At 37.4% G+C, this 14052-nt stretch carries 13 protein-coding genes; 8 read left to right on the top strand and 5 right to left on the bottom strand.

The window, feature by feature from the left end; genetic code table 11:
* Position 1: 1 nt before the first annotated feature.
* A complete protein-coding gene (locus AC0L3W_RS13595; protein WP_409440279.1) occupies positions 2–2110 on the bottom strand; it encodes a heparinase II/III domain-containing protein in 2109 nt (702 codons plus the stop codon).
* 558 nt (positions 2111–2668) lie between these two features.
* On the opposite strand from AC0L3W_RS13595, the gene kdgK reads away from it, so the two are divergent.
* Together kdgK and AC0L3W_RS13585 are read left to right on the top strand one after the other, a co-directional pair.
* Positions 2669–3604 (top strand): 2-dehydro-3-deoxygluconokinase, encoded by a 936-nt coding sequence (gene kdgK, locus AC0L3W_RS13590; protein WP_409440280.1) that lies wholly within the window; start codon positions 2669–2671, stop codon positions 3602–3604.
* 23 nt (positions 3605–3627) lie between these two features.
* Entirely contained in the window at positions 3628–4251 is a 624-nt protein-coding gene (locus tag AC0L3W_RS13585) for a bifunctional 4-hydroxy-2-oxoglutarate aldolase/2-dehydro-3-deoxy-phosphogluconate aldolase (RefSeq protein WP_409440281.1), read from the top strand.
* A 70-nt stretch (positions 4252–4321) separates the two neighbouring features.
* Here AC0L3W_RS13585 and metJ read toward each other — a convergent pair whose 3' ends face one another.
* The 3 genes from metJ to ygfZ form a co-directional block, all read right to left on the bottom strand.
* Entirely contained in the window at positions 4322–4609 is a 288-nt protein-coding gene (gene metJ, locus AC0L3W_RS13580) for a met regulon transcriptional regulator MetJ (RefSeq protein WP_409440282.1), read from the bottom strand.
* A gap of 132 nt (positions 4610–4741) precedes the next feature.
* Positions 4742–7270 carry a class I adenylate cyclase gene (locus tag AC0L3W_RS13575; RefSeq protein WP_290041471.1) on the bottom strand — a complete coding sequence of 843 codons (2529 nt, stop codon included), beginning with the start codon at positions 7268–7270 and terminating at the stop codon, positions 4742–4744.
* Between the two features lie 151 nt (positions 7271–7421).
* The gene (gene ygfZ, locus AC0L3W_RS13570; protein WP_409440283.1) at positions 7422–8399 is read right to left on the bottom strand and encodes a tRNA-modifying protein YgfZ; all 978 of its coding nucleotides are present in this window, start codon (positions 8397–8399) and stop codon (positions 7422–7424) included.
* A gap of 223 nt (positions 8400–8622) precedes the next feature.
* Between ygfZ and AC0L3W_RS13565 the strand changes: the two genes are divergently transcribed.
* Both AC0L3W_RS13565 and AC0L3W_RS13560 read left to right on the top strand, forming a co-directional pair.
* Entirely contained in the window at positions 8623–8874 is a 252-nt protein-coding gene (locus tag AC0L3W_RS13565; protein WP_409440284.1) for an FAD assembly factor SdhE, read from the top strand.
* Positions 8846–9292: a protein YgfX gene (locus AC0L3W_RS13560; protein ID WP_290041466.1), complete on the top strand. Its 447-nt coding sequence runs from the start codon at positions 8846–8848 to the stop codon at positions 9290–9292. Before AC0L3W_RS13565 ends, AC0L3W_RS13560 begins: the two co-directional genes overlap by 29 nt.
* Here AC0L3W_RS13560 and nadB read toward each other — a convergent pair.
* Positions 9289–10917: an L-aspartate oxidase gene (gene nadB / locus AC0L3W_RS13555; protein WP_290041464.1), complete on the bottom strand. Its 1629-nt coding sequence runs from the start codon at positions 10915–10917 to the stop codon at positions 9289–9291. The two genes, AC0L3W_RS13560 and nadB, sit on opposite strands and share 4 nt — an antisense overlap.
* A gap of 168 nt (positions 10918–11085) precedes the next feature.
* On the opposite strand from nadB, the gene rpoE reads away from it, so the two are divergent.
* The 4 genes from rpoE to AC0L3W_RS13535 are packed head-to-tail and all read left to right on the top strand — an operon-like array spanning position 11086 to position 13663.
* Complete coding sequence (gene rpoE, locus AC0L3W_RS13550) at positions 11086–11664, top strand: RNA polymerase sigma factor RpoE (protein ID WP_290041462.1); 579 nt, start codon at positions 11086–11088, stop codon at positions 11662–11664.
* A 9-nt stretch (positions 11665–11673) separates the two neighbouring features.
* Positions 11674–12207, top strand: coding sequence for a sigma-E factor negative regulatory protein (locus tag AC0L3W_RS13545; RefSeq protein ID WP_290041460.1), 534 nt, complete (start codon positions 11674–11676; stop codon positions 12205–12207).
* Positions 12208–12215: 8 nt separating this feature from the next.
* Positions 12216–13226, top strand: coding sequence for a MucB/RseB C-terminal domain-containing protein (locus AC0L3W_RS13540; protein WP_409440285.1), 1011 nt, complete (start codon positions 12216–12218; stop codon positions 13224–13226).
* Positions 13226–13663, top strand: a complete 438-nt coding sequence (locus tag AC0L3W_RS13535) for a SoxR reducing system RseC family protein (protein WP_290041456.1) — start codon at positions 13226–13228, stop codon at positions 13661–13663. Before AC0L3W_RS13540 ends, AC0L3W_RS13535 begins: the two co-directional genes overlap by 1 nt.
* Positions 13664–14052: the final 389 nt, after the last annotated feature.

The following is a 14052-nucleotide window of genomic DNA, read 5'->3' as shown; positions in this document are numbered from 1 at the left end:
ATTAAGACCTCTTACTTTCTACAACTAAGAAACCTTTCCAGCTGTACGTTTGATGATTAAATTCGATAGTTGTTTCACTTGCTGCTGTTGCGTCTTTGGCGTTGTTGATCATCACGATTAATGCGATATCGTCACCTAATACTTCAATCACAGAGGCTTGTTCATTGAAGCCAATAATATTAATGGTGTGTATTTTTCCACGTGCATCTAAACTTGCTTCTATAGCTTCATTAAAGTAACCGTGTGTTTCGATGACATTAGCGAATAAGCTATTTTTTGCATTACGACGTAGAATCAAACTCGTTTCACTGCGTAAATTGAAGTCAGGATCATTAGCCCCTGTGCGCGTAAAGAAGAGCGTGTCGTCAGCTGAACTTGCACTTAACCAAGTGTAATAGCTACTACCTTGTAACCAACTCACTAAATTAGTGTCTTGACCTTTGCCTTCACTTACATTCCATAGGTGCTGATAACCTGCGTCATCACCCATTGGGTTGAGTGTGGCATGTTGTTTGTGTTCAACGTTAGTGCGAATGATTTGGCCTTGGTATTGTAGTGAATAATCATATTGATGTGCTGTATGGCTGCTTAAACGGAACAAATCGATTAATAATGGCTGTGTTAATTGCTCATGTTCAATTAATATTAGTGAACGTTGTTGTTCAACACCTGGATAAAAGTCTTCAGCAAAAGCGCTCATTGCTTGTACTTTGCCTTCACCGATAAAGAAGTGTGGTTCGCCATGTTTACTATCAGCAAGCTCAACATCAAAGTCATTCTGACAACCTGCATCAACGGATACTAGATTGTGTGCGATAGTTTGACGCGCGTATGATTTGTTTTCATCAAGATATCGACCTCCGAATTTAGGCTCGATATTAACCCAGCGACCAAAACCATAATCACGTAATACTTCCTGATTATTGTTAAAGTAGGTCATACCCAAGGTATCAAAATGTCCATGGCCCATACCATGTTGGCCATAATTCATCACTAATTGGCTGATATCTCCTTGTGAATTTTGCATTCGGATAAAGCCCTGTGCACCTTTATCTCCATCAGGACCTTCATTCAACTCAACACTCGGTAAACAAGGTACTTCAACCGACGCTTGTGCTTGGTAAGCTTGTGATAAGGCAACACCACATCCACTGATCCAAATCTGCTCCTGAATGTTAGCAATACCATATAGATTAGTGTCTTCCGGATAATGCTTTGCATATAAGCTGACGGCAATCACCACACCTTCATCTTTAATGTCCATACTTTTCGATGCATCATTTAATGAGGGAAAGACGCCATTAGGGTAAGCCGTTGATAATAGAGATTGGATAGTTTTACCGATCACCTGACCTTTAAAATTAAAGATATCTAGCTCAGGGCGGAAACGCTGAGTTAATTCTGCAAGTAAACATAAAGGGCGAATTGCGTAACGGTGATAATAAGGCCCTTCAATGTAATAACCTGAAGGAGCAAATAGATTGCTTAATTGCGCTAGAAAACCACCTTGGATATCATCGCCAGCTAAACCATGTAACGCTAAGTCGATATACTTTTCTTGTCCTATTGCTGCACCACACGCGGCTGTTGCAGCAACAGCCCAGACACCATGGTTATGAATGCGGTCAAAGTCAAAGTTATACTTAACCGTAGCTACTTCTAGCATAGGTTCAAATAATTGTTCCACAATATACTGACGTTGTGCTTCCGTTAACCAATGCTTAATACAGCTATAACCTAGGCTCGAATATAATAACCAAACATGCTCGTTGAGCATTTGGTGAAATAAACGCCCTGGAGGGTTAGTATTACGCTGTTCTTGAAACCCTAGCACTAAATACTTCTCTGCATATTGAGTTAACAATGCCGCTGCAAACTGGGCATACTTTTCATCGCCGGTAATGAGAAATAACCGTCCAGCTTGTTCGATATATTTATAGTTCTGTTGGTGCTTATTATGTGCATAACCACCTGCAGGGCTATGTCCTGGAACGTCTATCGGTAGCTTTAGGTAATTATCGGTATCTTGAATTAAAGCATCTAGGCTACGGCCCATTAAACTTGTTTTTCCTAGCTGTTGTTGAATGGCTTCAATTTCTTGTTGATTCATCAGAACGGCGTTAACAGTGGAGAGCATTATGACCTCGCTACATATAAAGTGGATAAAAATTGCTTAATAAAGTAATACAAATAAACCTTAAAATCACTTTTATTTTTTAATTTTTAAGGATGAGCTCTCTATTTTTATATTTTAAATAACTCTTATAAAGCCAGAACCTTTTATAATTTAGCTTCTTCAACTATTGATTTAGCTTACTTTTTATTACCTCTCTACAATAAGCACCTAAGCGGGTTGGCTGAATTTAGCTCACTTCGTCTTAATATTTATATTAGATAATTATTTTGATTGTGATGTAGGTGGATGATCTGGATCACACATAGTGTCTTTTTGTATTACAAATCGGGTTGTGTGATGTACAATTTTTAACTTATAAGTTGTATTAATAAGATGCAAATGCATTGCCGACATTTTTGCGTGTTGATGCTGCTGTTGATCTTAATACCGCGCTTTATATCGAGTGCATCAAGCGTACGCTATTCGCTGCAACAGATTGAGATAGTTAAGTACAAAAGACAATGAATCCATTTTTTATAATAGAGGTAGCAAATGGCTAATTTCAATATCGCTTTGATCGGCGAATGTATGATTGAATTACAGGAAGTAAATGGCGTTTTACGTAGAAGCTTTGGCGGAGACACTCTAAATACAGCTGTATATTTGTCACGTTTAACATCAGGTAAAGATGTAAATGTTAGTTACGTTACTGCCTTAGGTGAAGACAACATAAGCCAAGAAATGATTGATGCTTGGAACAAAGAAGGCATTGATACACAATTTGTACAACGTTCTGAAACGAGACAACCTGGTTTATATATGGTTGAAACAGATGAAACAGGTGAGCGTAGTTTTTTATATTGGCGTGATGCTGCGGCGGCTAAATATTGGCTTGAGACAGCAAGTTATGAATATATTGAATCGTTATTGAAACAAGATGTTATTTACCTTTCAGGCATTAGCTTAGCGATATTGCCCCCTGCTAGTCGTGAAAAGCTTTATGATCTTTTGGCTCGTTATAAAGCGGCTGGTGGTAAAGTTTATTTCGATAATAACTATCGACCTAAGTTATGGGATTCGGCTGAAGAGGCTGCTGAAGGATTTAAACGTATTCTAGCTGTTACTCATACTGGCTTACTAACATTTGATGATGAACAAGCATTATTTGGTGATACAAAAGTTGAGCAATGTATCGAGCGTACACGTGCATTAGGTGTTCAAGAAATAGTGATTAAACAAGGTGGCGGCGAATGTTTGATCATTACTGCAGATGATTCAATTAGTGTTGCAGCGCAAAAAGTAGATCCTGAAAATGTTATCGATACTACTGCAGCCGGAGATTCTTTTGCCGCTGGTTATTTGTCAAAACGAACTTTAGGTGGAACAACTGTTATTGCTGCTGAAAAAGCACACCAAGTAGCAAGTACTGTGATACAGCATAAAGGTGCAATTATTGATATGAAATACATTGCCCCATTTGTAGATTAATCATTCATATTTAGGATAGTAAAATGACAACATTAAATGAAAAATTACAATCACTCAAAGTGATTCCTGTTATTGCCATTAAAGATGCTAATGATGCTGTGCCATTAGGTAAAGTATTAGTTGAAAATGGCATGCCTTGTGCAGAAATTACATTCCGTACTCCAGCTGCTGCACAATCAATTAAAAATTTACGTGAAGCGTTTCCTGAAATGTTAATTGGTGCTGGTACAGTACTAAATAGTGAAACAGTTGATTTAGCGATCGATGCTGGTGTTGATTTTATCGTTAGCCCAGGTTTTAACCCAACAACGGTTAAATACTGTCAACAACGTAACATGCCAATTATTCCAGGTGTTAACAATCCATCATTAGTTGAACAAGCAATGGAAATGGGATTAACGACGTTAAAGTTTTTCCCTGCTGGACCATCGGGTGGCGTGGCAATGTTAAAATCATTAACTGCGGTTTATCCAGTTAGCTTCATGCCAACAGGTGGCGTATCGCCAGCGAACATCAACGACTACTTAGATATTAATGCGGTATTAGCATGTGGTGGTACGTGGATGGTACCTGCTGATCTGATTGATAACCGTGAATGGGAAAAGATTGGTGAATTAGTGAAAGAAGCGGTGGCTGCATTAAAATAATTGCGATCGTCAAATTAGCTTAGTTGAAACCTCAATGAGCATCGCTTATTGAGGTTTTTTATTGATGAATTTATTTAGTTGACTTGCTTAAAGTCTCTGAAATATTTACATTTTGACTTTTATCAAGTTCTTCATCTTCAGGTAAAGGCTGACCGGTATAAGCGTGCAAAAAAGCTTCGCACAACAACTCACTGTTGGTTGCGTGGCGTAAGTTATTTACCTGACGACGAGTACGTTCATCTGTCAATATTTTCAATACCTTAGTTGGTATCGACACAGTCACTTTTTTTACCTGTTCACTTTTTTTCCCGTGTTCGGCATAAGGACTAATATATTCACCGTTCCATTGTGTTGACATAGCAATAACCTTTTAAAAAATATGCTTTATTTTACCTCGATAAATTAAACATGGCAATCTATACGTAAAGAGGGCTAGAAGTCCATAATTTAAAAGAAGATAGTCGAGTAGGAAAATACTTAACGAAAGCGTTTATTGTTCGTTAGCAGGAGTTAATGCAGAAATTAAGTCCTGTGCAGAAGCCACTAAAGTGCTGCTTTTGAAGGGGTTAAGCGATAAGGTTTTATCTTCATTTAGTGTAATATCATAAAACTGCGGCAAGTTGAAATTAATCTGTTCCGCTTCTGTATTAGATAAGTGATTATTAGAAGTATAAAAACGATTAACATTTTGTACAAATTCATTTTTTGAACCTGCAAAGTTTAAAAATGTTTCTACATCATTTTCTGCATTGGCAATATAAACGTTAAAACCATTATGGTAATTTTCAAAGAAGAATTGTATTAAGCCTTCACTAATGTGCGATTCAATTACATCAGCTGTTTGGTCATAATGTGTGGTTTTTAAATTCAATGAGCTTGCAGATAATTTTTTATTAGAGATATGACTATAAATGTCCACTGCACTTTCTAAATGCTGCAATGAAACCCCTTTACGTTCAAAGTAAAATCCAAATTTTCTACCGCCAGTCCACAATGTTTGTACAGAACGAGTGTGTACGGTGTGCAAACGTAACTGAATAAACTCATTCAGTTTACTACCGAATGATTGGCAAATTTGTTCACTAAAATGGCGACTATAGCAAAACAGATCAATCTGTTGAGGAGGTGAAGCATCTTGATGCATTTTTGACAAGATAGTATTTAAAGCTTCCACTACTGAGAACTGACTATTAAAGTGTAAAGTACGCACTTCATTCCATGAATTACGGTAGATAAAATCGATACTGCCAATTAGGCTCTCTTTATGCTCGCCATAGGCCATTACATTATCGATCTGGTTTAATTCACTCTCTTCTGTATCTTGCCAGTGTCGTGTTGGATCTTTTTCAACATTTAAAAAAATGGATAAATGTTTAATGGCACAAGGTTCACTCAGTGCTTTATCACTTGCTTTAGGGACATAAATTGGAAATACAGCATATAAATCTTTAGCAAATTGATTCAGGTTTTTATCAACGAGATCTGACCCTTGATTATATAAATGTAATGTAGTGTCTTCATCATATAATCCATTCACATAACTCCAAGCTACTAGCTTAGATAAATAAGGCGAATACCCAAGGTTTGGTGTAGATGCTAATTCAAATGGATCGAGTGTACTATTAAATAAGTACCAACCAGCCTTATTTTTGCGATGTTCTGGAATCTGAATTAGGCTGAGATCATGCTCAATCAAATTAGGTGAAATATTAGGGTTAATAATATCTACTTTACCAGGTAGTGTTTCATGTGCTGCATAAAGTTTTCGAGACAAAATACCGATATCTTCAGCACTAATAGATTCACTAATATCATTCACTCGAGCAAATTTGATCAAATTACTGTAGCTCAGCATCAGTGCATCAAGTAATAGGTGATTAGCCTGTTTTACTTCACGTATCTTCCAATTATTACGATTGTCTAGATCGATAATTTGATTTGCAGTCCAACCCCATTGCTTGACTAGTTTATTTAAAATAGTGCGGCGCCAAGCATTATGTTCATTATCACATTGCTTAGAGAGCATCTCTTCTGTTTTAAAATAGAAACAAACACGTACGAGCTCTAAGCGTTGTAGATCATTAATGCTAATTAAATAATTGCTTACTTTATCAAGCATCAAACAATAAGGGTCAAGATGTTCATCGTAGAAATCTTGCTCTTGGAAGCTTTTTTTATAAGAAGTGGATATCAGCTCTGTATTAGGGTATTCCCATGAATAAGCTTCCATCAAGATAGTTTTTAAGGTTGCTTTGTAAGGATTATCGATCCCCTTATAAAGTTGCCATAATGTAGCGCCAAACAACTCCTCTGCCGGCACGCAATGTAAGCCGCCAAGGTCTAGCCAGTCATCAGGGTTTATTTGGCCGGTATCATATAAGTTTTTTACATAATTATCATAATCATGTTCATGCTCATGTGGAATTTGTCGCCATAGAATACGACGGCCAGCAACACGCAATGACGTTCGGTAAAATTCATCTAACAACAGCATATGTTGCGATGTACCGCAGGACTCATTACTCATTGAGGCTTTGTTTGTTACTCTGAACTTGTTATCAGGGATTAGGAAGAAGTTTAACTCTACTCCTAAGCTTTCAGCCCAATAGGTTATTTCCCATGACTTTTTATTAAGTAAAGCAACACGGTCTGGATCTAAGGAATGCTCGTAACAGATCCAAATATCAAAATCACTTTCAGAGCATTGCCCGATAGATGAAGTACTGCCCATAGCATAAAGGCCAATGATCTCAGCTTGTTCTACTGGATAATCAGGAACTACTGAAAATAATTGCTGCGCAAGTGCTTGATGTTCTTTCGTTGGATTAAACTGGCTAATACCAGCGGGGACGTCGCCTTTGATGTAACCCGGTAAGCTAGGCGCATTGTAATGGAATAATAATGGACAAATTTGAAACACATTTGCTTCATCTTTTTTCATTAATGCGAGAGCAGATCTAACGCGTAGACGAGAAAACTCATCGGATTTATCGCGTAATTGAATGATTTCTTGGCTCAAGCTGTGTTCCATCAGTACAGGTATTAGTGTTAATTCAACCTTATAAAAAGTGTGAGCATCATAGCATTAATTCTTGTTATTGGTAAATATAGTGTAAATTGGCTCAATCTAGTAATGGACAAGCCCTTAATAAAATTAAGGGCAAGTTAATTTAGTCTTCTACTATTTGGTAGGGTAGCGGTGCGTAATAAAGTGTTGACCCGTCTAACTCTTTAATTTGGAATATATCTTCTTGATTGGTGTCTTTTGGTAATACAGCTAAGGCCTCAATATGACCATCACCATATTGGCTAGCAGAGACAACAGTACCGACTCTTTTCCAGTTATTGTTTAATAGTACTTCCACCGTTTGACCTGCGGCAGGGCATTCAGTTGAGCGGCCTGTCAAAATAAACATAGCGCGCTTATTGGCTCCACGGTATTTCGCTCGTGCTACGGTTTCTTGACCAATGTAGCACCCTTTAGTAAAACTAATGCCGTTTAACGCCTGTAAATTTAGCATTTGAGGAATAAACTGTGCTGCCGTTTCCGCTGTTAAAAAACCAACACCCGCTGCGATGTTCATAGCATTCCATAAGCTATCGTCAAAGATTTCTGCTTTACCTGCTAAGTCTTTTACTAATGCATCCGCCACATCGTTTTTCATCACTGCAAGGTAACGTAATGAAGGGTAGGGTTGTTTAATTAGCACTGTATCTGTTTCTAATAAGCGACTGGTATCATGAGTTGCTGCGGTATCAACCTCTTCTGCAATATACTCTGCTGACTTGCGACCGGCTAAACCTAATATTTTATATTCTGTTTCTTTCTCAATAGTTACTTTAGAGAAAGCGGCATACTTTTTAAGTTCTGGTAATTGTATTGCAGATACAGAGTTAGGTTGAGTGAGTAGAATACGATCTGCCAGTATAATGACTCGTGCGATAGTCCATGCTTTACCTTGAGGGTTACAATGCGCTGCTAATGTTTGCTCACCTGGTGCTAACTGGGTTAAGTCACAAGTAAGTTGTCCTTGTAAAAACGTAACACGGTCTTCACCTGTTATGCTGATTAAGTCCCAGCTATCGAGTGGGCAGAGAACAAGATCGGGTAATTGACTGATATTCTCAAGTTGGCTAAGTGTTAGCATGTTTGGCCTCATTTATGGACGAATGTGTTTTTATATAATGTTATCGCCAATAGTCTATTTTACAACTGATAAATTATGCTATTGATGTCATACACTGGATATTTATCAGAATAAATAACTGACTAATATAGTCGCTTATAATAAGCTACTGGCTTGTTTCAAATTTTATACGGATAAGTTGATCGATAACTTAACGTTTTCATTTAAAAAGGAAGGTTTAGTCATGCTAAAAGAGGTTCCTCTTTCCCGTTTAATATGGGCTTGTCGTCGTGGTATGTTAGAACTCGATGTGTTGTTAATGCCTTTTGCGAAAGAAGCATATACTGATTTAAGCGATCAACATAAGTTGTATTTCCAACGTCTATTAACCTGTGAAGACCCTGAATTATTCGCTTGGTTTATGGGTCATGAGCAATGCCCAGATCTGCAGCTTGCTGAAATTGTCAATGTCATCCTCAAGCGCGTTAAAGTATAAGTTAACAACCACTCCGTCACTTATCGCCAAAGTCTTGGCGATAACCTTATTACTGTTCAGTGCCATTATATTATTGCTGTTATGGGGGATTGGCTGGCTAAGTGCAATCTTCTTATTACTTTATATTGTTAGCTCAGTTTATTTTGTTCACTCATCAGTACAGCATCCTTTTACTTGCTTAGTTGCTGATGGTGGCAATATTGAAATAAGTAAACCTTCGCGGTTAGTTGGTGCGATTAATAAGCGTTCTTTTTATAATGATTGGGTTATATTTTTATGCGTAGAGCAGGTGGATGCTTTGCTAGTCGAAGTAAAACACGATAATCCTAGAAAATGGTTTATCGTGTTTTATGATAGTGTGGCAGAGGAAGAGTACCGGTTACTTGCCCGATTAATTAACACTGCTCACACCGATTAGTCCTTATTAGGATTTAAAATCGTAGGTTTAGGGTTTTCACCAAGATTAGGGTGGTCTAGGTTATAATGTAAACCACGACTTTCTTTTCTTTGTATTGCACTTTTTATTATCAATTCAGCGACTTGTACTAAGTTTCTTAACTCTAATAGGTTATTACCTACTTTAAAGTTACTGTAATACTCAGTGATCTCGTGTTGTAATAATTCAACTCGGCTTAAGGCGCGTTGTAAACGTTTATCAGTACGAACAATCCCAACATAATCCCACATAAATAAACGTAACTCGTGCCAGTTATGTTGGATCACAACTTGCTCGTCAGAGTTTTCAACTTGGCTATCATCCCAATCAGGAATTTTGGCAAACTTTCTTTGTTTATAAAAAGGGATGCGGTTAATGATATCTTTTGCACAAGCGTGTGCGTAAACAATACATTCTAATAACGAGTTTGATGCTAATCGATTCGCCCCATGTAATCCGGTATAAGTCACTTCACCAATGGCATATAAACCGTCAATATCGGTTTGACCATGATGATCGATCATTACACCTCCACAGGTATAATGTGCAGCAGGAACAATTGGCATTGGCTGCTCAGCAATATCTAAACCTAATGATAAACAACGTTGATATATAGTAGGGAAATGTTTAATGATAAAGTCTTTTGGTTTATGGCTGATATCGAGGTACATACAATCCACACCTAAGCGTTTCATCTCATAATCAATCGCTCGTGCGACGATATCACGTGGCGCTAATTCACCTCTATCATCAAAGTCAGGCATAAATCTTGTGCCATCAGGGCGTAGTAATAAAGCCCCTTCACCACGCAACGCTTCAGTTAATAAAAAGTTCTTTGCGTCTGCATGGTATAAACAGGTTGGATGAAATTGATTAAACTCCATATTGGCTACACGGCAACCACTACGCCAAGCTAATGCAACACCATCGCCACTAGATACATCAGGGTTACTAGTATATTGATAAACTTTACTTGCACCACCTGTCGCGAGCGTTACAAAGTGTGCGTTAACCGTTTCCACTTGCTCCGCTTTTCTATTCCAAACATAAGCACCTAGTACACGGTTGGCAGGCAGATTTAATTTACGAGTTGTAATTAAATCAATAGCATTATAGCCTTCCATTAAGGTGATGTTAGGGTGTTTTTTAACAGCGCTTAATAAAGACTCTTCAATCTCTCTTCCTGTGGCATCAGCTGCATGCAATATGCGACGATGTGAATGCCCACCTTCACGAGTTAAATGATATTGCGTTTCTGATTGATCATTGGTTTCGGTATCGAAATCAACACCCGTATCAATTAACCATTGCATGCTTTCTTTGGCGTTAGTCACGGTAAAGTTGACCGCATCTTCATCACATAAACCGGCACCGGCTATTAGCGTATCTTTAAAATGTGAGTCAGTACTATCATCATCAGAGAATACTGCAGCAACTCCACCCTGCGCATAATAGGTTGATCCTTCAGACAAGCTACCTTTACTTAATACTCTTACATTGCTGTGATCTGCAATTTTTAAGGCTAGTGATAAGCCCGCGGCACCTGCTCCAATGATTAGTACGTCACAAGTGTATTGATGTTCAGGTGTTGTTTTATTCTCTGCCATGGCATTATATGCTCTGTTTTGGGTAAAATAATGTAACTAACATTTCGAGTAACTAGAGAGTTTATCCAAAAACATCATTGTTTTGAATTAATTTGGAACTTTCTTTTTTTATAAAAGTCATATCTGTGAGAATTGATAGCTCACTATAAATATAGGTAGAAAAGCTCAATGAATGAGCGTGAATTAGATTTACAGTTAATACAACGTATACAAAATGGTGAGCAACAAGCATTTGCATTATTAGTACGTAAGTACCAGACGCGTGTGGCTAATATATTAACACGTTATGTGCGCAGCTCAGGTGATATTCCTGATGTGTCGCAAGAAGTGTTTATAAAAGTATATAAATCATTACCCAACTTTAGAGGTGATAGTGCTTTTTATACTTGGCTATTTCGCATTACGGTTAATACTGCAAAAAATTACTTAACCAGTCAAAGCCGTCGTCCGCCTGCATCTGACATTGATGCTGAAGAAGCTGATAGTTATGACGGTAGTGGCGCTTTAAAAGATGAAGATAATCCTGAGTCAATTTTACACTCTCAGGAAGTTAAGCAAGTCATCTTAAAAGTGATTGGTGGTTTACCAGATGAGTTGAAGTCTGCGATTACTTTGCGCGAACTTGAAGGAATGAGCTATGACGAAATTGCACAAATTGAAAATTGTCCAATTGGTACCGTCCGTTCACGTATCTTTAGGGCTCGTGAAGCAATTGACAAACAACTCAAACCCTTATTAGAAAATTAATTGGAATTGATGATGAAAGAATATTCACAAGATCTATCATCGCTCATTGATAATGAGTTTGATGACCAAGAGATCATCGACGCAGTACTTGGGGATGTTGAATTACAACAACAATTCTCAAGATACCAACTAATTGGTGACGTTCTCCGTGAAGAAAGCGATGGCTTAGATTTACGAGTTGATGTGACTGATAGTGTAATGGCAGCGATTGCTGGCGAAATGCAAGATGATAATGTTGTCCCATTAACAACACCTGAAAAACAAGATACTAATGTTGTTCCGTTTATGAAACGTTTTGGACAATATGCAATTGCTGCATCTGTAGCTGGTGTAGTGGTAGTAAGTAGCTTAATTGTAAACCAAGACAATGCAACTGATGCAAGTTCAACACCTGTACTGAATACAGTACCGTTTGGTGGAGCAGCTGCACCGGTAAGTTTACAAGCAACACCTGCACAAACAGAAAATGATATTAAAGAACGTAATGAACGTTTAGAAGCGTTAATGAAGGACCATCAGTTACAGTTGCAAACAAAACCTTAAGGTTAGCGATGAAACATCGATTATTTTTAGTTGCGTTAGTTTCACTAGCATCATTAATAGTGTCACCGCAACTAATGGCGAGCTCTGAACAAACACAATCTCAAGTAGTAAAAACAGAGCCAACAGATTTACCGTCCGCTTTAACTTATTTAAATAATATGAAGCAAGCTTATAATAATTTGAATTATACGCTGCTTTATTTAAATACAGCACAGAACCAAATACAGCCTAAACAGCTTGTTCATGGCATTATTGATGGCAAACGTATTACCTATTTTACTTACTTAAATGGTGCAATGCGGGAGTCGTTACAATTTGATGGAAAAATTAGCTTCTATCAGCAAGGAAACCAACCTTACAGCTTACTAAGCCATCAAGACCAAAGTGTATTTGCCGATATCGCTAACTTTGATTTTAAAAGTGGTAATAGAAGTTACGAATACATTATCCTAGGTAAAGATAGAATTGCCGGTAAAAAAGCCATCGCGATCCGTATGATCAGTAAAGATAATTACCGTTATAGCTATATAGTGTGGTTAGATCTAGATAGTTATTTACCGTTGCGTTTAGACATAATTAACAAGTCTAATGTAATATTAGAACAAACCATGGTTGTTTCGATGAGTATTAGTGAAACAGTCAGTCCATGGATAAAGCAATTAAGTACCCAAGCCACACCTGATATATTAAACTTACCGCATAACACCACTACGGAAATAGCTGATTGGAATGTCGATTGGTTACCTACAGGTTTTAAAGTAATTAAAGACGATCAACATAAACTAATGATGCATGATACTGATCCTGTCTCTTATCTTATGCTTAATGATGGAATAGTCAGCGTTTCAGTATATATATCAAGTAAAAAAGCATTGTTGGCCGATCAGAAAAATATTATACAACGTGGTGCAACACTTATTTATACAAAACAAATTGATAGTGTAGAAGTCAATATTATTGGCGAAATCCCATTAGTCACCGCAGAAAAAATAGCGGCTTCTATCAAACCGGTGAATTAATGTTAAAAGAAACTGGCCGTATTATTGAAATTACCGAAGTAAATGGTGAGAAGAGTGTGATTGTAGAGTGCATCTCTAAATCCGCATGCAAATCTTGTAGCAGTAATGATAATTGTGGTGTTGGTGTAGTAGCGAAAGGCCTTAGTGATAAATCTCATCAAATTTCCATGCCTTATAAAGAAGGTATGGAGGTTAATAAGCAAATTGAATTATTAGTCGATAACAAAGATATTGTGCAAAGTTCTTTAGTTGTTTACATCATTCCGCTTATCTTATTTGTTACCACTTGCATAATAACTAATCTATTAACTGATAATGAACCCCTTATTATCATATTTTCTTTATCTGCATTACTTATTGGTAGCGTGATTGCTAAATTACTTTCTGCGATCCTTTATCCAGCGAATAGCTTAAACAAGATGATAAGTACAAAATAACAGCACAAAAGCGTGTTATTTTGAGCTGTTTGTTTGTTAATTAAGCGGTCAGTAAAATAATCAAAAAAAACAGCAATAAACGCTTGCTTACCTTTCGAAGATCCCTATAATGCGCACCCACAGACACGGGACGGAACGCAAGTTACCCAGCGAGTTTGAGAACAAAATAAACGCAGTAAACGCTTCGAAGTTCGCTTCGAAATAAAGTTGAAAATTAACGTTGACATTGTTCGAAAGGCGCGTAATATACGCCGCCTAGCCGAAAGGCACGCTCTTTAACAATTTAATCAAACAATCTGTGTGAGCACTTATTGTTGATGTGATTTCAAAAAAAATCAAAGTCCTACTTGTTAGGCAACATCAATAGAAGTGACACACGAATTAATTCA

Source organism: Psychromonas sp. KJ10-5 (assembly GCF_055808325.1).
The sequence above is the reverse complement of the archived record's forward strand: the minus strand, read 5'-3'. Positions and strand labels throughout refer to the sequence as shown.

Bases quoted from the DNA above. Each gene is read 5' to 3' on its own strand.
- AC0L3W_RS13560 (WP_290041466.1), top strand. From the start codon at position 8,846: ATGTCATCCTCAAGCGCGTTAAAGTATAAGTTAACAACCACTCCGTCA.
- metJ (WP_409440282.1), bottom strand. From the start codon at position 4,609: ATGTCAACACAATGGAACGGTGAATATATTAGTCCTTATGCCGAACAC.
- AC0L3W_RS13585 (WP_409440281.1), top strand. From the start codon at position 3,628: ATGACAACATTAAATGAAAAATTACAATCACTCAAAGTGATTCCTGTT.
- AC0L3W_RS13545 (WP_290041460.1), top strand. From the start codon at position 11,674: ATGATGAAAGAATATTCACAAGATCTATCATCGCTCATTGATAATGAG.
- ygfZ (WP_409440283.1), bottom strand. From the start codon at position 8,399: ATGCTAACACTTAGCCAACTTGAGAATATCAGTCAATTACCCGATCTT.
- AC0L3W_RS13595 (WP_409440279.1), bottom strand. From the start codon at position 2,110: ATGAATCAACAAGAAATTGAAGCCATTCAACAACAGCTAGGAAAAACA.
- rpoE (WP_290041462.1), top strand. From the start codon at position 11,086: ATGAATGAGCGTGAATTAGATTTACAGTTAATACAACGTATACAAAAT.
- AC0L3W_RS13565 (WP_409440284.1), top strand. From the start codon at position 8,623: ATGCTAAAAGAGGTTCCTCTTTCCCGTTTAATATGGGCTTGTCGTCGT.
- nadB (WP_290041464.1), bottom strand. From the start codon at position 10,917: ATGGCAGAGAATAAAACAACACCTGAACATCAATACACTTGTGACGTA.
- AC0L3W_RS13535 (WP_290041456.1), top strand. From the start codon at position 13,226: ATGTTAAAAGAAACTGGCCGTATTATTGAAATTACCGAAGTAAATGGT.
- AC0L3W_RS13540 (WP_409440285.1), top strand. From the start codon at position 12,216: ATGAAACATCGATTATTTTTAGTTGCGTTAGTTTCACTAGCATCATTA.
- kdgK (WP_409440280.1), top strand. From the start codon at position 2,669: ATGGCTAATTTCAATATCGCTTTGATCGGCGAATGTATGATTGAATTA.